18 protein-coding genes are annotated in these 18066 nt (G+C 59.9%); 7 read left to right on the top strand and 11 right to left on the bottom strand.

Going from position 1 to position 18066, the window contains the following annotated elements:
* Complete coding sequence (locus PSJ8397_RS11300; RefSeq protein ID WP_235000700.1) at positions 1 to 1101, top strand: alcohol dehydrogenase family protein; 1101 nt, start codon at positions 1 to 3, stop codon at positions 1099 to 1101.
* A 27-nt stretch (positions 1102 to 1128) separates the two neighbouring features.
* Here the strand turns inward: PSJ8397_RS11300 and PSJ8397_RS11295 are convergent, their stop codons facing one another.
* The 8 genes from PSJ8397_RS11295 to PSJ8397_RS11260 all read right to left on the bottom strand — a co-directional run bounded on the left by PSJ8397_RS11295 (position 1129) and on the right by PSJ8397_RS11260 (position 9498).
* Positions 1129 to 2463 (bottom strand): NAD(P)/FAD-dependent oxidoreductase, encoded by a 1335-nt coding sequence (locus tag PSJ8397_RS11295; RefSeq protein ID WP_085864703.1) that lies wholly within the window; start codon positions 2461 to 2463, stop codon positions 1129 to 1131.
* A gap of 28 nt (positions 2464 to 2491) precedes the next feature.
* A complete protein-coding gene (locus PSJ8397_RS11290; RefSeq protein ID WP_085864702.1) occupies positions 2492 to 4042 on the bottom strand; it encodes a trimethylamine methyltransferase family protein in 1551 nt (516 codons plus the stop codon).
* The gene (locus PSJ8397_RS11285) at positions 4039 to 5511 is read right to left on the bottom strand and encodes an aldehyde dehydrogenase (RefSeq protein WP_085864701.1); all 1473 of its coding nucleotides are present in this window, start codon (positions 5509 to 5511) and stop codon (positions 4039 to 4041) included. The genes PSJ8397_RS11290 and PSJ8397_RS11285 overlap by 4 nt, the downstream gene beginning before the upstream one ends.
* A complete protein-coding gene (locus PSJ8397_RS11280) occupies positions 5508 to 6416 on the bottom strand; it encodes a dihydrodipicolinate synthase family protein (protein WP_085864700.1) in 909 nt (302 codons plus the stop codon). Before PSJ8397_RS11280 ends, PSJ8397_RS11285 begins: the two co-directional genes overlap by 4 nt.
* Complete coding sequence (locus PSJ8397_RS11275; RefSeq protein WP_085864699.1) at positions 6406 to 7110, bottom strand: GntR family transcriptional regulator; 705 nt, start codon at positions 7108 to 7110, stop codon at positions 6406 to 6408. The genes PSJ8397_RS11280 and PSJ8397_RS11275 overlap by 11 nt, the downstream gene beginning before the upstream one ends.
* Before the next feature lie 78 nt (positions 7111 to 7188).
* Entirely contained in the window at positions 7189 to 7758 is a 570-nt protein-coding gene (locus PSJ8397_RS11270; RefSeq protein WP_085864698.1) for a TetR/AcrR family transcriptional regulator, read from the bottom strand.
* Entirely contained in the window at positions 7748 to 8824 is a 1077-nt protein-coding gene (locus PSJ8397_RS11265) for a flavin monoamine oxidase family protein (RefSeq protein ID WP_085864697.1), read from the bottom strand. The genes PSJ8397_RS11270 and PSJ8397_RS11265 overlap by 11 nt, the downstream gene beginning before the upstream one ends.
* Before the next feature lie 5 nt (positions 8825 to 8829).
* Positions 8830 to 9498 (bottom strand): cupin domain-containing protein, encoded by a 669-nt coding sequence (locus PSJ8397_RS11260; protein ID WP_085864696.1) that lies wholly within the window; start codon positions 9496 to 9498, stop codon positions 8830 to 8832.
* Positions 9499 to 9849: 351 nt separating this feature from the next.
* Here PSJ8397_RS11260 and PSJ8397_RS11255 point away from each other — a divergent pair, with 351 nt between their 5' ends.
* The 6 genes from PSJ8397_RS11255 (at position 9850) to PSJ8397_RS11230 (ending at position 14842) form a co-directional block, all read left to right on the top strand.
* The gene (locus PSJ8397_RS11255; RefSeq protein WP_143515445.1) at positions 9850 to 10611 is read left to right on the top strand and encodes a TIM barrel protein; all 762 of its coding nucleotides are present in this window, start codon (positions 9850 to 9852) and stop codon (positions 10609 to 10611) included.
* A gap of 73 nt (positions 10612 to 10684) precedes the next feature.
* Positions 10685 to 11623, top strand: coding sequence for a sugar ABC transporter substrate-binding protein (locus PSJ8397_RS11250; RefSeq protein ID WP_085864694.1), 939 nt, complete (start codon positions 10685 to 10687; stop codon positions 11621 to 11623).
* Positions 11624 to 11736: 113 nt separating this feature from the next.
* Complete coding sequence (locus tag PSJ8397_RS11245) at positions 11737 to 12819, top strand: ABC transporter permease (RefSeq protein WP_085864693.1); 1083 nt, start codon at positions 11737 to 11739, stop codon at positions 12817 to 12819.
* 10 nt (positions 12820 to 12829) lie between these two features.
* On the top strand, positions 12830 to 13603 hold the full coding sequence (locus tag PSJ8397_RS11240) for an ATP-binding cassette domain-containing protein (protein ID WP_085864692.1): 774 nt from the start codon (positions 12830 to 12832) through the stop codon (positions 13601 to 13603).
* Positions 13600 to 13833 carry a hypothetical protein gene (locus PSJ8397_RS11235; RefSeq protein WP_085864691.1) on the top strand — a complete coding sequence of 78 codons (234 nt, stop codon included), beginning with the start codon at positions 13600 to 13602 and terminating at the stop codon, positions 13831 to 13833. Before PSJ8397_RS11240 ends, PSJ8397_RS11235 begins: the two co-directional genes overlap by 4 nt.
* A 10-nt stretch (positions 13834 to 13843) precedes the next feature.
* Positions 13844 to 14842, top strand: a complete 999-nt coding sequence (locus tag PSJ8397_RS11230; protein ID WP_085864690.1) for a LacI family DNA-binding transcriptional regulator — start codon at positions 13844 to 13846, stop codon at positions 14840 to 14842.
* A 6-nt stretch (positions 14843 to 14848) separates the two neighbouring features.
* Here the strand turns inward: PSJ8397_RS11230 and PSJ8397_RS11225 are convergent, their stop codons facing one another.
* Genes PSJ8397_RS11225 through PSJ8397_RS11215 form a run of 3 tightly spaced genes read right to left on the bottom strand, consistent with a single transcriptional unit; the run spans position 14849 to position 18035 of the window.
* On the bottom strand, positions 14849 to 16003 hold the full coding sequence (locus tag PSJ8397_RS11225) for a Gfo/Idh/MocA family protein (protein ID WP_085864689.1): 1155 nt from the start codon (positions 16001 to 16003) through the stop codon (positions 14849 to 14851).
* Positions 16004 to 16031: 28 nt separating this feature from the next.
* Positions 16032 to 16919 (bottom strand): TIM barrel protein, encoded by an 888-nt coding sequence (locus PSJ8397_RS11220; protein ID WP_085864688.1) that lies wholly within the window; start codon positions 16917 to 16919, stop codon positions 16032 to 16034.
* Positions 16920 to 16931: 12 nt separating this feature from the next.
* A complete protein-coding gene (locus PSJ8397_RS11215) occupies positions 16932 to 18035 on the bottom strand; it encodes a Gfo/Idh/MocA family protein (RefSeq protein ID WP_085864687.1) in 1104 nt (367 codons plus the stop codon).
* Positions 18036 to 18066: the final 31 nt, after the last annotated feature.

The following is an 18066-nucleotide window of genomic DNA, read 5'->3' as shown; positions in this document are numbered from 1 at the left end:
ATGACAGATATTCCCAAAACCATGCGTGCTGTTGTGTTGAAACGACATGGCGGGCTGGATGCCCTGTCCTATGAGGCCGCCTGGCCAGTGCCGCAGCCCGCACCGTCCCAAGTTTTGATCAAGGTCTTGGCCACCGGCATGAACAACACCGATGTGAATACACGGGCGGGGTGGTATTCGAAATCGGTGACGGAGGCCACGACCGGTGACGCCTACGACAGTCTGGATGGGGCCGCCGATAACACATGGGGCGGGGCCGGCATTCAGTTCCCGCGCATTCAAGGGGCGGACATTTGCGGCAGGGTCGTGGCCGCAGGGGCCGAGGCAGATCAATCGCTTATCGGCAAACGGGTGATCGCCGACAATTGGTTGCGCGATTGGGATGACCCGCTGAACATGCACACGGCGGGGTATTTCGGATCAGAGGCCGATGGCGGCTACGCGGAATACACGGTCATTGATCATCGCAACGTCGCCGCGGTGAACAGTGATCTGACCGATGCGGAGCTTGCGACGTTTTCATGTTCTTATGCCACCGCCGAAGGGATGCTGGATAAATCCGGTGTCGGGGCGGATGATGTGGTGTTGGTCACCGGGGCGTCTGGCGGTGTGGGCGGCGCGTTGATCCAATTGGCCAAACGGCGTGGCGCGAGGGTTGTTGCGCTCGCCTCTCCTGCGAAACATGCAGAGGTGGCCAAATGCAGCCCCGATGCCATTCTGCCACGCGCGCCCCAGAACCTGAAGCAGGCGCTGCAGGATGCCATTGGGCGAGATCATGTGACTGTGGTGGCGGATATCGTCGCGGGCGATTATTTCGCGACATTGATCGAGGCGCTGGATCGGGGCGGGCGTTATGTGACGTCTGGTGCGATTGCGGGACCGATCGTGTCGCTGGATTTACGCACGCTGTACCTGATGGATCTGACGTTCTTTGGGTCCACCGTGAACCCACCGCAGACGTTCCGCAACTTGGTCTCCTACATCGAAGCGGGGGAGGTGAAGCCAATGCTGGCGGCAACCTATTCCCTTGAGGATTTCAAGGAGGGCCAGCAGGCCTTTATCGACAAGGTGCACACCGGCAATATCGTTGTCGTTCCATAAACGGGGGCCATGGTGCGGGCATTGGCCCTAAAGCTCACGTCCAGCGCGCCATTCCTGCACTTTGAGGAGCATGTTCGCGCCCAATTTGGCGATGGGTGCGGGCGGCAGGCGCTGTGGCGGTGCTGCTGCAAGGGCGCGTTCCAAGGCTGGTGATGTCATGCCCAGTGCAAGTTCTGCAGCAAGCCCCCCTGCGAGGGTTCCTTTCGCGATGCCCAGCCCGTTCTGGCAGCAGGCCGAAAACAGGTTTTCTTCGACTTCACCGATGACCTGAACACTGTTGCGGCTCAGGCAAAGGCGCCCGCCCCAACGGTGTTCCATCGTCACGCTGTTCAGCATCGGGAAACGTGCGGCAAAGGCCGCGTCATGGTCGCGCGCGACCGCATCCATGCGGTGCTGATCTACCTCAAGCGTGGGATCGAAGGTAAACCGGTTGCGGATGATCAGGCGATCGCCACCGGTGCCGCTGATCCGCCTGACGGTGGTGCCCATTGGGTCAGCGGGGGTGATGCCCCAGCGGCTTTGCCCGCCCAGCTGCACAGAGTCTGACGCCGTCAGCGCCCGCGTCATCGACGCATACGTAAACACATGCATCAGCCGGTTCTGCATCACGCCAAAGCTGTTGAGGTGGCCATTGACCGCCAGTATCACGCGCGGCGCGGTGATTTGGCCGGCGGGGGTTGTGGCGACCCAGTCGCTTTGCGTCTTATTCAGCGCTGTGACAGGAGAGTTTTCATGCACCGTCACCCGGTTGGACCGCAGTCCGTTCGCCACACCGCGCACAAAAAGCGCAGGCTGGATCATGGCCGTGCCCGGTGAAAACAGCCCACCCTGATAATAATCAGTGCCCGTCATGTCGCGAATGTGTTGCGCGTCGAGGATCTCATACGTCTCGCCCATAGCCGTCAAATGGCGGGCAAATGTGGCGTTGTGGGCCATGCCTTTGGGGGTGACAGCGCCGTTGATCTTGCCCGAAAGCGAAAAGGCCTCATCGCTAAGCCCGTAGTCCGCGACCATGTCGGCGGCATGGGCAATGGCGCGGCGGTTGTCTTGCGTCTGGGCGATGTCTGCCTCAAGGGCACCGCCATAGTCGTCCGAGGTCAGATCATGGGGCAGATCAATCATGAAGCCTGAGTTGCGCCCCGCAGGGCCGTCGCCCACACGGGTGGCATCAAGCAAAACGATCTTGTCGCCCCGCGCCTGTTTCGACAGCTTATGTGCCGCCGCCAATCCCGCAAAACCCGCGCCGATGATCAGCCAATCCGCGGTCATATGACCTTCTAGCGGGGTCGCAGGGGCAGGGTCGCCCAACAAGCGGTTCCAGCCCGCAGGGCCGGGGTCGCGCGGCAGGCGGGACACTTTCATGGGGCGCGCCGTCCGTCAGGGTTCATGATCAATGGTCCTGATTGAGGGCATCGGCCGCCGGAATTTCCCGTTCGCGGCGGGCGATATAATCGCGCAAAGCTTCGTCCACGGCGATGTCCAGTTTGGGCTCCTCATATTCGTTGAGCATGGCGCGGGCTTTGGTCAGGGCGCGTTCGGTGATCTCAACGCTGCCTTCGGCCTGCCATTGCTCGATCGAGTTGTTGTCGAACATCTCGGGCATGAAAAAGGCCTTCTGAAAATGATCAAGGGTGTGCGGATGCCCAAGATAGTGCCCGCCCGGGCCCACATCCGGCACGGCCGCCAAGGCTGCGTCGAAATCTGTCCAGTCGATGCCTTGGGCCATGCGGTAACCCATTTCGCACATTTCGGCGTCGACGATGAACTTGGCGGTGGAACAATGCATGCCGGCCTCGTTCCAACCGGCCGAATGCCACATGTAATTGGCCCCCGCCATCAGTACGGCGTTCAAGGTCATGGCACTTTCGTAGCCTGCTTGCGCGTCAAATGTTTTGGCACCGCCAAGGGTGTTTGAGGTCCGCCACGGCACGCCGTAATGCCGCGCCATCTGCCCGATCATAAAGTTCATCAGGCTGATTTCCGGCGTGCCCGCCATGGGGGCCCCTGATTTCATGCTGACGGTGGACAGATAATGGCCGTAGATTGCTGGGGCACCACGGCGGACGACCTGCGTGTAGGCCAGCGCCGACAGCGCCTCTGCGTTCAGCTGCGCCACGGTGGCGGGTACGCTGGCGGGCGTGTTCGCACCGCCCAGCACGAAGGGAGAGCACAAAACCGGCTGGTTGCGTTTGCTGAAGGCCCGCAGCGCCCCCAGCATTGTTTCGTCCCAGACCAGCGGCGAATTGCCGTTGCAGTTGCCGGTGACGACCGGGTGGGTGTCCAAATACGCCTCCCCAAACAGGATCGCGCACATGTCCATCACGTCCTCGGCATTCTTCGGGCTTGTGGTCATGCCCATGAACGTCTTGTCCGAATATTTCATTGAACTGTACGTGATCCGCAAATGCCGTTGGCTGATCGGGTGATCGTAGGGTTCAACAATGTGATGGGCGGAGCTGTGCAGGCTGGGCAGCATATGGCTGAGCTTGTGAAAATTCGCGAGGTCCTCAAGTGTGGGATTGCGCCGCACATCATCCAGATCGCGCAGGAACGGCGCGCCAGTCATGGGCACGAAGATGCCATGATCGCCGCCAAAGGGCAGGGAATTTGCCGGGTTGCGGGCGTGATAGGTGAAGGTTTCCGGGATCGTCGCGATCAGATCGCGCACAAGGTGCCGATCCAGATAGACCATATCGCCCACAACCTTGGCGCCTGCCTGTTTCCAGTCGGCCAATGCGATGTCATCGCGGAACTGCACGCCCACGTTTTCAAGGATATCCATGGACGCCGCGTCGATCTGTTCGACCTGATCCGGCGTCATCGGTTCGGTCAGCGGCAGTTGCCGTTTGAGGGCGGGCAGCATCGAGATGTCGCGCGTCTCGCGGCTGGCTTTGCGCGCGCCGCGTCCGCGGCGGACGGTTCCGGTGGCCTCCACGCTCATCCGACGTTGTTTCCGTCTGCAGGGTCGTTCAGATCGACCCAGATGGTTTTGATTTCCGTGTATTGATCATGGGCGTGCAGGCCATTGTCGCGCCCCCCGAAGCCTGAGTGTTTGTAGCCGCCAAAGGGCGTGGCGATGCTGCCTTCGCCGTAGCAGTTGACGGTCACTGTGCCCGCTTTGATGTCGCGGGCTGCGCGCAATGCCGCACGCCCCTCGCCTGAAAACACCGATGCTGCAAGACCGTAGCTGGTGTCATTGGCGATCTGAACAGCCTCATCGTTGCTTGACGCCTCAATCACACACAGCACGGGGCCAAAAATTTCATCGCGGGCGCGGGGATCATCTTGCGCCACATGGAGGATCTGCGGGGCCACGAAGGGGCCGGCACCGACGTTGTCCAGATAGCTGCGCACCTTGGCGCAATGATCAGCATCAATCAGCGTTCCGATGTGGGTTGTAGGGTCCAATGGATCGCCCACTTTCCAATCGCGCAGCCGTGCGGTGATCTTGTCCATCAGTGAGTCTTTGACCGACGCATGCACAATCAGACGGGACGCGGCAGAGCAGTTTTGGCCGCCGTTCCAGAACGCCGCATTGACCACGTGTTCGGCCACATGATCGAGGTTTTCAGCGTCGTCGAACACCACTGCCGGGTTCTTGCCGCCACATTCCAGCACCACCTTTTTGAGGTTGCTGTCCGCTGCATATTTCAAGAACATACGCCCCGTATCGGTGGACCCCGTGAACGTCACCATGTCGACATCCATGTGACGTCCCAAAGGCTCGCCGACGCTGGGGCCATCGCCGGGCAGCACCTGAAACACTCCGCGCGGCAGGCCTGCTTCGTAGGCCAGTTCGGCCACGCGAAGGGCGGTCAGACTGGTCTGTTCGGCCGGTTTGACGATGACAGAACACCCCGCGGCCAAAGCAGGCCCGATTTTCCAAGCCAACATGAGCAGCGGGAAATTCCACGGCAGCACGGCTGCGACCACGCCCACCGGTTCACGGGTGATCATGGCGATTGCACCATCGCCCGTGGGCGCAGTTTGATCATAGATTTTGTCGGCGGCTTCTGCGTGCCATTTGATGCAGTCGATCGCTTCGGGGATATCGATGGTTTCGCAATCCAGGATCGGTTTGCCGGCCTCAACGCTTTCCATCACCGCCAATTCACGACGATTGCGCGTCATCAGTTTACACAGCCGGATCAACACGTCTTTGCGTTGGGCGGGGTCGAGTTTGGACCACCGGCCCTGATCAAACGCCTCACGTGCCTTGGCCACGGCAAGATCGACGTCCTGCGTTGTGGCTGTGGAGATTTGCGTGATCTCCTGCCCTGTTGCGGGATTTGTCGTGGGCATCATCGGCCCCGCGCCGCGCTGGAACTTGCCGTCAATGAACGGGCTGCGCGGCGGATCAAGGCTGTCTGCGATGGCTTGATATTCGGCGTGGGTCAAAAGATCGGTCATGTCTGGGCCCCTTCGATGGCGGCGATCGCGGTGGTCATTGTGCGGATCACCTCGGCCAATTCGCGTTTGTCGTCTTTGTTCAGTGGTCGCAGCGGTTTGCGTGGGGGGCCTGCATCAATGCCGCGCAGGGTCAGACCGTATTTGATGCACTGCACAAACTTCCCCCCCTGTTCGAGAACCCGCATCAGCGGCAGCATCGCCGACATGATCGCGCGGCCTTTGGTGAAATCGCCCTCAACAGCACAGGCGCGGTATAGGGCGATGTGCGCTTCGGGGGCGAAGTTGGACCCCGCGCAGACCCACGACCGTGCGCCCCATGCGAAGAATTCCAAGGCCTGATCATCCATGCCGCACGACAGCGCGATATGGGGATAATCCCGCGCCAGCATATGCAGACGGTTGATATCGCCGGAGCTTTCCTTGATCGCGCAGAAATTCGGTGAGCGCCCGAGCCTGTCCAACGTTTCTTCGTCCATGTTCACGGACATCCGACCCGGATAGTTATAGAGCATCACGGGCAAGTTCGCGGCACGGTCCACGGCCAGAGCATGCAGCGCAATTTCGCGGCCAGTGGGGTAGGCGTAGGGCGGGGTGGCCACCAGCAGGGCGTCGGCGCCTGCGTCTTTGGCGGCCGTCGCGAACATGACGCTGTCCTCCGTGCGGATCGCGCCCGTGCCGACGATCATGGGCACCCGCCCTTTGATCAGGTCAGCGCAGCGGGTCATCATATCAAGCCGTTCCCGACTGGTCTGGGCGTAGTATTCGCCGGTTGAACCCGCCACGATGATCCCATGCACGCCCGCCTCAATCAGGTGCTCCACCGTTTGGGAAAGCGCGCTTTCATTGAGCGTGAAGTCGTTATGATAGGGCGTGACGAGGGGGGTATAGATGCCCTCAAACTGCATTTCGGCTGTCCTTAAATGGAATGATGTCAACTGGAAGGGGATCGGGGCGCACATAGCGTTCCATTCGGTCACGGCTGAGGTCCCAGTGCTGCAACGTCACGTCGATCACCATGCTGGCGTCGCGTACCTCAAGCGCGCTGATCATCGCGTCGTGTTGTTCAATGGCCTTTTGGACCAACAGGGCCTCGGACGGGGCGGCGGGGCGGTAGAACGTCTGACTGAGGCGCGTGTGATCAATCTGCAGGCGGGACAGGGACGCGACCAGATAAGGGTTCTGTGCCATGTCCCCGATCAAGGCATGGAACCGGTGATTGGCAAGCGCCGCGTCATCCGGGTGGCCGCCTTGGGCGGCGCGTCGGAACCCTTGTTGTGCGTCCTTCAGTTTCCCCAGCTGGGCAGAGGTTGCGTTTTCACAAGCCAGCCGCGCGACGTTGGCGTAAACCATCGGCGCCGTCTGGAAGAATGTCCGTAACACGTCGATGTCCATAGAGGCCACTTTGGCGCCCCTATGTTGCGCCAGCTGAACGTAGCCCTCACCTTGTAGCCGTTGAAGAACCTCGCGCAGGGGGGTGCGGGACATGCCGTAGTGGTCTGACAGGTCCGCCTCATCCAGATCGGCACCGGGGGGCAGATCTGTCGACAGGATGCGACGGCGCAGGTCATCGAGACATTCGTCTTTTGTTGAACGTGGCACGGGGACCTCCAGATTCGTTTGTATACAAAGTGTATACGCAATCACGATCCGGCAAGTGTTTTGTGAAGGCGGTGGATGTCAGCAGGTCAAGCGGTTGGTCAGCAGCGCGGTCGCCCCGTCGAAGAGCGAGATGTCTGCGGCCGTGTGGGCGGCCAGATGTGCCCCTTCAAGAAGGGCAAGGGTCGCGCGAGCCTCATCCTTTGGCACGTTGACGCCTGTGATAGACTGGTCCGTCTGTCCAGCTGCATAGGTCCGGGCCAGCCAGTCTACCAAGGTCTTTCGGAACGCCGCCATTTTCGCCACGACCCCATCGGTCAGACTTTCGCGACTGCCACTCAACGCCACGCACAAACAGACGGATTGGCCGTTGTGTGATGCAGCCCGGTAAAAGACCACAAGTGCCGCCAGACGCCCAGCCGCCGTGGGCTGTTCCGCATCAATTCGAGCCAGCTTGGCTTCGATCATGGTCTGATAGCGGGTTATCAGCGCGTCGGACAGATCTGCCTTGGTGGGAAAATGATAGTGTATGGACGCTTTGCGGATGCCCACGGTTTGCGCCAAATCGGCATAGCTGAACGCATCAAACCCGCGGGCGCGGACTGCGGCTTCGGCGCAATCAAGAAGGGCAGTTTTGGTGTCAGAGGGCATGGGTTGGGGCCTTTGATGTCAGGATTTCAGTCGCCGTCAAATCGGCCGCCTCCAGCGCGCCTTCAAGATAGCCGCCGAAGGTGGGGGCGGTTTCGGTGCCCGACAGGATCAGGCGGTTGCCCCAAAGCCCTTTTAGGGACGCGGGCAAGCCGTATTGGGGATGGAAACGCAGCGGCGCGCGATCCTCAGACGTGGCCGTGAGCGGGTCATGCGCCCAGTCTTTTGACACAACATCTATGGGGTTTTCTGCCTTTGACCCGAACAGGCGCACGAGTTGGGCAAGGATGTGGTGGCGCAGGCTGTCGGTGTCCTGACGTGCGTCGGGGGACAGACCGATAAAGCCAAACAAGGCCCCGCAGCTTTCGTCATGGGGCGATGCATCGTGGATTTCGACCATCGGACCAAAGCGGCTCATCGCGTCGCCAGACAGGCCCGCGTCACGCCAGAAGGGGTGCGGATAGACAGCGACCGCTTTGGCCTGTCCGGCCATCCATGTGGGCACCGCGGTCATGGCGTACAAGCTGTTGTCTGGCAGCGCAGGCGAAAACGACCAAGTTGCCGCGATGCGCGGCGGCAGGGCTGCGACGACGCGGTTGGCTGTAAGGGTAAGGCCTGATTGCGCCGTGGCCTCAACCCCGCCCGCGATTTGACGCAGGTCCGTGATCTGAGTGTTCAGGTGGAGGCGGTCGTGGGGAAAGGCCTGTGCCAAACCGTCGATGACACCGCCCAGACCACCGGCCACACGCGAGGACCATTGCATGGAGGCCATCCCGCGCCCGCGTTGGGCGCGGCCCTGTTCGTCCTCAAACATCAGATCGCCTGCGGCATGTTGGTCAAAAACATGCAGGCCAAGGGATTGGACCAAGGCCGCCATGCGCGGCTGGCCCGGCCAAAACCACGCAGGCCCCATGTCAAACTTCGCAGGGCCAGCTGGCTGGGTCAGGATGCGGCCCCCCAAACGGCCACCTGCCTCAACAAGGAGAAAATTGTGGCCTGCGGCGTGCAGGGTCGTGGCCAAGGACAGACCGGACAGACCGCCCCCGATGATCAGTGTATCCGTCTGCATCAGGGTCAGACAGTCGGCGCTTGCGCGTAGGGCAGGTGGCCTGTTTTCATCCAGACCTGCGCGCCCTGCGGCCCCGCTGCAGCATGCAGGGGCATGCCCTCAGGCAGACGAACCCAGGCGTGGCGGCGCAAAACGTCCTCATCGACGGTCAGGGCCCCATCTATAACCAGGGCCTCAATCCCGCCACTCGCGTCGGAGGTCAGCGTTGCACCGGCGTCAAGCCGATGGAAGGTCACGGTTTCACGGGCGTCTTGGTACAACGTTGCCGTGGCCACGCCGCCCTCAGGCGCCGCCAGTTCGTCGACCATCGTTTTGCGAAACTGCGTGCGATCGCCCATGTCAAACTGCCAGAGCTTCACGAAAATCGTGCAACCTTTGTCAGACCGTGGCGTATGCGATGTTGTGGGTGGGTTGCGCACATAGGTGCCTGCAGGAAAGTCGCCATGTTCATCTTGAAACACGCCGTCCAGAACGATAAATTCTTCGCCGCCCGTGTGCGTATGTGCGGAAAAAGCACTGCCCGGGGCATAGCGGACAATGCTTGTCGCGCGGGCCACTTCGTCCCCGATCCGATCAAGCATACGGCGGTCTACCCCCGTCATGGGCGAGGGCTGCCAGTCCAGTGTGTCGGACTGTACAACCACTTTGCGTAAGAAATCTGCGTTCAGGGTCATGGAAACGGTCCTTCTGTGACGGGACAATTGGGAGGGGAATTCGATTGAATTGTTTTGCCTACCTAATGATAGGTAGGCACGTTTTCAAGCCGTTGTCCGTGCCGATGTCGAAGCCGTTCCGGATGCCTTAGGTTCGCGCGATCAAAGGGTCGGTTTGATCCTCGTTTCTGCACCCATCGCCAAATCCGCGCTTGGCGGGCCGACGCACTTTCTTTTTGCAACCGGTTGCAAAAAATCGAATCGCGGTTAAGGTGAAGATCGGGAATTGTGGGGGGAGCACGTTTGCCAATGCCGACCTTTGGATTGAACCATATGACTGTCCCGCGGATACCTATGCGCGGCCTGTTTGCTATGGCGAAGTCGTTGGGCTGTGCAGGGGTGGAATTGCGAACAGATCTGGAGGGTCAGCCTTTTGACGGCCACGGACCCACCTACGCGGACGACGCGGCGCGCCAGACGGACCTCAAGATATTCGCATTGGCTGAAATGGCGGCGTTCAACCGTGATACGGCCCAGCGGCTGGGGGCGGCGACCGCTTTGATGGATCAGGCGGTGGCCTGTGGCGCGCGGGGGATCGCGTTGATCCCTGATGTCGGGGATGCGCCTGTGACGCGCGCTGAGCAACGGCGCATGTTGCAGACCGCGTTGGCGGTCTTGCAGCCGGAATTGAACAGCCGCGACCTGATCGGCTTCATCGAACCGCTGGGTTTCGCAAACGCAACCTTGCGCCATAAGGACGACGTGGTGCAGGTGCTTGAGGATATGGGGGCGTCTGCGTGTTTTGAACTCATACATGACACTTTTCATCACTGCCTTGCGGGTGATGGCACCATGTATGCCAAACGGACAGGCATGGTGCATGTATCCGGTGTCGCAGCGAACGTGCCGCCCGCGGCCATGACAGATGCGCACCGCGTGCTGGTGGACGCGGATGACCGTCTTGGCAGCATCGCGCAACTTCGTGCGCTTGCGGCAGATGGATATCGAGGGCCGCTGTCCTTGGAATCTTTTGCGCCGGAAATCCATGACTTAACCGATCCGGAGGAGGCTTTGGCCGGATCTATCGCATTCATCACACGCCAGCTGCAGGCCGATGCCGCGGGGGCGGTGTGATGGGTCAATCGCCTCGATCAGAGGTCCCGGAAAAATCAACCGTGTGCCGGGCACGACTTTTGGGAGGAAACCAATGAAAAAGATCCTTATGGCCGCTGGCCTTTCGACGATGATGATGGGCACCACTGCCATGGCGCAGAACATCGGCGCATCCATTGCACGGTTTGACGATAACGGTCTGACCATCATGCGCAACGGCATGACCGATCACATCGCGACGCTGGACGGTGTTGAACTGCAGATGGAAGACGCGCAAGACGACGTGGCGCGTCAGCTCGATCAGATCAACAATTTCATCGCGTCTGGCGTGGATGCGATTATCGTGAACGCGGTGGACACCAATGCAACCGAAGCCATGTCCAACGCCGCCGCCGCCGCTGGCGTACCGCTGGTTTATGTGAACCGTCAGCCGATCAACATGGATACACTGCCCGAAGGTCAGGCGTTCGTGGCGTCCAACGAGATCGAATCCGGCACGCTGCAGGCGTTTCAAATCTGCCGCAACCTGCGCGCCGAAGGCAAATCCGGCGGTGCAACCGGGTATCTGATGAACGGTCAGCTGTCCAATCAGGCTGCTGTTCAGCGTTCCAAGGACGTTTATGACGTGATCGGCATGGACATGTGTAACTTCATGACGCTGATCGATGAGCAGACGGCAAACTGGTCGCGGGATGAAGCCCAAGACTTGATGACCAACTGGTTGTCTTCGGGTGAAGAGTTCGACTTCGTCATCGCCAACAACGACGAAATGGCCATCGGTGCGATCCAGGCCATGAAGGCCAACGGCATCAGCATGGACGACGTCCAGGTGGGCGGCGTTGACGCAACACCTGACGCGCTGGTGGCGATGACTGCTGGCGACATGGACGTGACAGTGTTCCAGGACCTTGCTGGTCAGGGTGCTGGGTCCATCGACACCGCGTTGGCACTGGCCGCGGGTGAAGAGGTCGACAAGACCGTGTTCATCCCGTTCATTCTGGTGACCCCAGAAAACGCGGCTGAATTCCAGTAAGCGTTCCAAACTCAGGCAGGCCGCGTTCGCGTGGCCTGCCACACCGCAGGCGGGCGGTTCGGCCACATCGGCACACACCCACACCAAACCACTCCATAAAGGAAACATCCAAGATGTCCGAAACATCGCACGGAATTGGCGGGCTGACCTACGACCGCAAAAAGCGGTCCTTGCCGGGCGAGGTGAATATCTTTTTCGCTTTGATCCTGATCGTCGCAGTCTTTGAGGTGTTGGGTCAGGTGTTGCCGTACATGAACGGCCAAAGCTTTTTGTTCGACACCCAAGACCGCTTTGACACCATTTTCAACGAAGCGCGGCTGCGCATCATCATTTTGCAGGTCTCGATCATCGGGATCATCGCGCTGGGGGTGACGCAGGTCATCATCTCAGGTGGGATTGATCTGTCGTCGGGGCCCTTGGTCGGTGCGACGGCGATGATTGTGATGTCGTTTGCCCAGACCGAACTGGTCAATGGCAACCCCAACCCCAAGGCTGTGTTTGGGGAATGGGCGTTTGATTTACCGGTATTGATACCGGTGGTTGTGGGTCTTTTGTTTGGTGCCATGATTGGCGCGATCAACGGCAGTTTGATCGCCTACACCCGCATTCCACCGTTCATCGCGACATTGGGCATGTTCCTGATCTGCCGTGGCATCGCGCAAGCCTGGACCCGTGGTCAGCCTGTGTCTTTCCCCACGGAGGGATTTGCCGCGCTGGGCAAGGGGATGATGCCGGTCTTCTGGTTTCTGGGCATTGCGGTGCTGATGCACGTGATCATGCGCTACACCCTGCATGGCAAACACACCTATGCCATCGGATCGAATGAAGACGCGGCCCGCATGTCGGGGATCAACGTGAACCGCCATAAGGTGCGCGTTTACATGATTGCGTCGATGCTCGCGGCCTTTGCGGCGATCGTGCTGAGTTCCAAGAACCTGACCGCGCAATCGGGCATGGGCATTTTCTATGAACTCTACGCCATTGCGATGGCCGTCATTGGCGGTGTCAGTCTGACGGGCGGGCGCGGGTCAATCCCCGGGACGGTGCTGGGGGCCATGGTTTTCGGTGTGATCCAATCTGGCTTCACCTACATCAAGCTCGACGCCTTTTATCAACTGATGGCCATGGGGGCGATTATCATTGCGGCGGTGGTGCTGGACAAAGTGCGCCAAGAACGCGCGGCATCGCGCAGTTAGGGAGGCAAACATGGCCGACATTATTCTTGAGACCCAAGGTCTGACAAAACACTACGGCGGGGTGCACGCCCTCAACGACGCCAATTTCAAACTGGAAAAGGGCGAACATGTTGCCATCATGGGCGACAACGGGGCGGGCAAATCCACCTTCGTGCGCCAAATCACCGGCGTGGAACAGCGCACCAGCGGCAAAGTGATTTTCGACGGGCAAGAGGTGAATTTTGCAGGCCCCTTGGACGCGCGAGAGGCAGGGATTGAAACCGTGTTCCAGACGCTGGCATTGGCCGATGCGCTGGATGTGCCGGACAATCTCTTCTTGGGCCGTGAAAAGACGAAATGGGATTGGCTGGGGCCGTTCAAATTCCTCGATTACAAGGCGATGCGCGCGGACACATTGGCCGCCCTCGAAAAGACCGGCGTAAAAATCCCCAACATCCGCAACACGATCCAAAACATGTCAGGCGGGCAACGGCAGTGTGTGGCCATCGCACGCACCGCGTCGTTTCATTCCAAACTGACGATCATGGACGAACCCACCGCTGCCCTTGGCGTGCAGGAAACGTCGCAGGTGGAAAACATCATCCGAACGTTGAAAGATCAGGGGGAGCCGTTGATCCTTGTCAGCCACAACATGCGTCAGGTGATGGATCTGGTGGACCGGATTGTCGTCTTTCGCCGCGGGCGCATCGTTGCCAATCTGCGCAAAGAAGAGACAGACGGACAAGACATCGTGGCCTATATCACCGGTGCCAAAACGGGGGCGGAGTTCGAGGGCGCGGCATGACGCAACGCGCCCGGCTGCTGGATTTTGACATCCCGTTCTTTTTGCCTGTTTGGCGCAGGGTGGCCGTGGTCGCCGTGCCCGTTCTTTGGGCACTTTTCGAATTTTCCACCGGCGCCTTAACGTGGGGGTTGATTTTCATGGGCTTAGGCGGCATCGCCGGTTGGAAACTGCTGACAGCGGATTGGGATGCCGTGCGCGCCGCCGCCAAGGCTGAGGATCAGGGATCATAAGGGGGCTTTCGTGCCGGTGACGTTGAAAGAAGTGGCAGAACGTGCGGGCGTGTCCCGATCTGCTGTTTCGCGCACCTACACCGAAGGCGCCTCGGTCAGCCCCAAGACCCGCGCCAAAGTCGAAAAAGCCGCAGCCGCGCTGAGCTATAGCCCCAACGCGCTGGCGTCGTCTTTGACGACGGGACGCACGAAGTTGATCGGGCTTGTGTCCAACAACTTTCACAACCCGATCTTTTTGAACGTCTTTGACCAATTTACCAAAGGGTTGCAGCAACGGGGTTTGCGGCCTTTGTTGGTGAATCTCACGGATGAAACGGATCCGGCGGCGTCCTTGCGCATGTTGCGGGCCTATTCGGTGGACGGCGTTATCGTCGCATCTTCGACCCTGCCCGCCAGCTTTGCTGAGGCGTTCAAGGATGTGGGTATTCCAGTCGTGCATTCTTTCGGGCGGCAGTCACCCAGCCCAAAGGTCAACGTACTCGGTATCGACAACATCGAAGCCGGACGCATGGCCGCCAAAACGCTGATTGCGCGCGGTTACACCCGTGTGGCGTTTCTGGGCGGGCCGGAACTTGCGACGTCCACCCAAGACCGTCTGGCCGGATTTGAAGAGACGATTAAAACCGCGCCACAGGTGCAAATGTCCGTCAGTTTCGCCACAAACTATTCGTTCGACGCAGGCCGTGCCGAGATGTTGAAGCTTTTGGAAAGCACCCCGGCTGAGGCCTATTTCTGCGGGGACGACGTGCTGTCCATCGGGGCGCTGTCGGCCATTCAGGACGCAGGTTTGCGGGTGCCAGACGACATAGGTGTCATCGGGCTAAACGACATGGAAATGGCAGGCTGGGAGAACATCAACCTGACAACTATCCACAATCCCATCGCGCAGATTATCAATTCGTCGATTGAATTGATCGAGGCGTCGTTGAAAGACGAAAACCGCCACCCTGAGGCGCGGCTTTTTGCCTGCACGATTGTCGAAAGGGGCACGTTGCGCCCCCTTCCCTAGGCCGCATTAGCGGAACATCGGCGGACGCGCATCCATCCATTTGCCGTCCTCTTTGCCCGACTGTGCCACCGCGAACACTGCAGCCATGGACCGCAAACCATCCTCGGCACGGGGGTAGAGATTGGCAGCGGAGTCCATGATGCGGCTTTCCTTGCGGGCGCTGATCGCCTCGGCCAGATCGGCGTAGATGTTGGCAAAAGCCAGCGGCATTCCTTCGGCGTGGCCAATGGTGACGCGGGATGTGCGGTCCGCTTCGGGCGACAGGTTTGCCTCCCCCCGTTCGATGACCTGAAGGCGTTCGCCCAGGGGCATGTAGTACAGCTGGTTGGGGTGTTCTTGTGACCATCGCAGGCCGCCAGTTTCGCCAAACACCTGAATGCCCAGCCCGTGTTGGCGACCAATGGCAATTGAAGACGTCCACAGCCGCCCCACCGCGCCGCCGTCCATACGGAAATTCACCATGGCGTCGTCTTCCAGCGTGCGCACGTCGATACACGACACCGTGTCGGCGGAGAGCTTTTCAACCTCCTGGCCTGTCACAAAGCTCGCCATATGGAGGGCGTGAATGCCGCAATCGGCAAATTGCGCGGACACCCCCGCCTGCGCGGGATCGTAACGCCAGCGCACCCGCGGATTGTCCGCATCGGTGGCGTCTGCGTGGTGGCCGTGGGCAAATTCCGCGTTGACCAAGCGGACCTTGCCGATGTCGCCGCGCGCGATCATCGCCCGCATATGGCGGACCAGTGAATATCCCGTGTAGCCATAGTTCACTGCGCAGATGTTCCCGGTTTTCTTGGCGATCTCGACGATGTCTTCACCCTCTTCGATGGTCATCGTCATCGGCTTTTCGCACAGCACATGAAACCCGTTTTCCAGAAACGCCTTGGTGATTTCAAAGTGGGTCGCATTGGGTGTGGCGACGGTGACCAGATCCACGCGGTCATCGCGCTTTTTCTCAGCCTCCAGCATTTCTTCCCAGCCACCATAGGCGCGATCCCCAAGGCCAAGGCGCTGGCCGTAGTCGATGCCGTAGTCGGGGCGGTGGTCCAGCGCACCAGCGCTGAATTCGAACACCCCATCAAGACCTGCGCCAAGACGGTGGGCCGGCCCGATCTGGCTGCCTTCGCCGCCGCCAATCATGCCCCATTTCAGTTTTTTCATGGTCATTTCTTTCTGTCAGGGAGCGGCCTTAGAAGCCGATAGATTCCAGATAGGTGCGATTGGCGATCGCGTCTTCCAGCGGGGTGCCGGGCAACGACGGATCACAGTCTTGTTCCACCGTGCACCAGCCTTCGAACCCAGCGTCCAGCAGGATTTGACGGACCGCAGGGAAGTCCACATCACCTTTGCCCAAGTTGCAAAAGATGCCTTGGCCGCAGGCTTTGTAGAAATCGGTTCGGTTGGCGACGACGTCGGCTTTGACGACGGGATCGATGTCCTTAAAGTGCATGTAGCTGATGCGACCGATGTGTTTTTTCATGAAGGCCACAGGATCAAAACCCGCATAGGAATGATGGCCCGTATCAAAACAGATTTTGAGGATGCTGTCGTCGACCTCGTCCAGAAGCCGTTCCAATTCAGGCTCAAAATCGATGAAGCCCGCGGCGTGGGCGTGCATGCCGACGGTCAGGCCGTAGTCTTCCGCGCCCATTTTGGCGATGGTGGCGATGCGGTCGCGAAAGGCGGACCATTCGGCGGTGTCCATCTGTTCGGCCTCATCCGCGCGGCCCGCTGTGGGCGCCCGACGTGGTGAGATGCTGTCGATCAGCACAAGATGTTCAGCGCCATGGGCCACGAGGGCTTTGCAGGTGCGCTGGGCGGCGTCCAGCACCTCATCCCATTTGTCCGCATCATGGAACGGGCGGAAGACAACACCACCGATGATCGAAAGCTCATTCTTGGCCAGCTCATCCGCGAGAATCGCCGGATCTTCGGGCATGTAGCCGATGGGGCCAAGCTCTATCCCCTTGTATCCGGCCTGCGCGCATTGGCTGAGAACAGATTGCCACGTGGGATAAGCCGGGTCAGAGGCGAATTCGATGCCCCATGAACACGGGGCGTTGCCAATTTTGATCATGGTGTTTTCTTTCTAATAGTCGGCAACATTGACCCAAGCCCCTTGGGCGCTTGAGGCGAGTGTCGCGGAGACGACGCGGTTGACTTCTAAACCCTCAGCGAAGGTGGGCCAGATGTTTTTCTGAGTGGCGATGGCTGTCAGAAAATCCTTTGCCTCGATGATGATCTGATCCTGATAGCCCGTGCCGTGACCAGGGCCGAGGCAGAACGGTTTGTAATCAGGGTGGGCGGGGCCTGTCAGGATTTTGCGAAAGCCACGTTCGGCCTCTGGCCCCTCCATCGTGTAAAGATGCAGGGCGTTCTGGTCTTCCTGATCAAAGCGGATCTGACCCTTGGTGCCGTGAATTTCGTAAGCATAGCCCATCTTGCGACCCGTTGCGACGCGACTGAAAAACAGATGCCCCTGTGCGCCGTTTTCAAACCTGCACATGAATTGCGCCTGATCATCATTCGTCACCGCAACACCGCCACGGGTGGCATGGACGGTTTCGACCTGCGCACAAAGGGACGTGATGGGGCCGATCAGCGCGCGGGCGCCATTGATCATGTGCGGGGCCAGATCGCCCATACAGCCGTTGCCCGCCCCTTGGGTGCGCCAATCGCCTTTCAGGCTGGCGTCTGCGAGAAAATCCTCGGTGTGTTCGCCGCGAAAATACGTGACCTCCCCAATGCGTCCTTCAGTGATCAGCTGGCGGGCGAATTGGGACGCGGGCGTGCGGATGTAGTTGAAGCCGACCATGTTGATCTGGCCGCTGGCGGTTGCGGCATCGACCATCGCTTGAGAATCGGCCACGCTCTCACCCAGTGGTTTTTCACAAAACACCGGTTTTCCTGCCGCAAATGCGGCCAGCGCAATGTCGCGGTGGGTGGATTGGGGGGCGGCAATGATGACAGCCTCGACCTTCGGGTCTTCCACCAGATCGCGCCAGTCGGATGTGCCTCGCGCAAAGCCATAGGCTGCGCGGTAACGTTCTGCAGAAGCGTCGGATGTGGCACAGACCACCTCAAGCCGCGGGCGCAGATCGGTTTCAAACAGGGTGGCAACAGCCGCATAGGCCGCTGCATGGGCCTTGCCCATGTACCCCCCCCCCACGATGCCAATTCCGATGTCCGCCATCTGCGGTGCCCTCCCAAAAACCGTTTGCAAC

The sequence above is a fragment of the Pseudooctadecabacter jejudonensis genome (assembly GCF_900172275.1).
In the GTDB taxonomy this organism is placed as follows: Bacteria; Pseudomonadota; Alphaproteobacteria; order Rhodobacterales; family Rhodobacteraceae; genus Octadecabacter; species Octadecabacter jejudonensis.
This window is presented reverse-complemented; position numbering and strand designations above follow the sequence as displayed.

Coding starts and splice junctions, on each gene's coding strand:
- PSJ8397_RS11300 (WP_235000700.1), top strand. CDS start 1: ATGACAGATATTCCCAAAACCATGCGTGCTGTTGTGTTGAAACGACAT.
- PSJ8397_RS11295 (WP_085864703.1), bottom strand. CDS start 2,463: ATGAAAGTGTCCCGCCTGCCGCGCGACCCCGGCCCTGCGGGCTGGAAC.
- PSJ8397_RS11290 (WP_085864702.1), bottom strand. CDS start 4,042: ATGAGCGTGGAGGCCACCGGAACCGTCCGCCGCGGACGCGGCGCGCGC.
- PSJ8397_RS11285 (WP_085864701.1), bottom strand. CDS start 5,511: ATGACCGATCTTTTGACCCACGCCGAATATCAAGCCATCGCAGACAGC.
- PSJ8397_RS11280 (WP_085864700.1), bottom strand. CDS start 6,416: ATGCAGTTTGAGGGCATCTATACCCCCCTCGTCACGCCCTATCATAAC.
- PSJ8397_RS11270 (WP_085864698.1), bottom strand. CDS start 7,758: ATGCCCTCTGACACCAAAACTGCCCTTCTTGATTGCGCCGAAGCCGCA.
- PSJ8397_RS11265 (WP_085864697.1), bottom strand. CDS start 8,824: ATGCAGACGGATACACTGATCATCGGGGGCGGTCTGTCCGGTCTGTCC.
- PSJ8397_RS11260 (WP_085864696.1), bottom strand. CDS start 9,498: ATGACCCTGAACGCAGATTTCTTACGCAAAGTGGTTGTACAGTCCGAC.
- PSJ8397_RS11255 (WP_143515445.1), top strand. CDS start 9,850: ATGGCGAAGTCGTTGGGCTGTGCAGGGGTGGAATTGCGAACAGATCTG.
- PSJ8397_RS11250 (WP_085864694.1), top strand. CDS start 10,685: ATGAAAAAGATCCTTATGGCCGCTGGCCTTTCGACGATGATGATGGGC.
- PSJ8397_RS11245 (WP_085864693.1), top strand. CDS start 11,737: ATGTCCGAAACATCGCACGGAATTGGCGGGCTGACCTACGACCGCAAA.
- PSJ8397_RS11240 (WP_085864692.1), top strand. CDS start 12,830: ATGGCCGACATTATTCTTGAGACCCAAGGTCTGACAAAACACTACGGC.
- PSJ8397_RS11235 (WP_085864691.1), top strand. CDS start 13,600: ATGACGCAACGCGCCCGGCTGCTGGATTTTGACATCCCGTTCTTTTTG.
- PSJ8397_RS11225 (WP_085864689.1), bottom strand. CDS start 16,003: ATGAAAAAACTGAAATGGGGCATGATTGGCGGCGGCGAAGGCAGCCAG.
- PSJ8397_RS11220 (WP_085864688.1), bottom strand. CDS start 16,919: ATGATCAAAATTGGCAACGCCCCGTGTTCATGGGGCATCGAATTCGCC.
- PSJ8397_RS11215 (WP_085864687.1), bottom strand. CDS start 18,035: ATGGCGGACATCGGAATTGGCATCGTGGGGGGGGGGTACATGGGCAAG.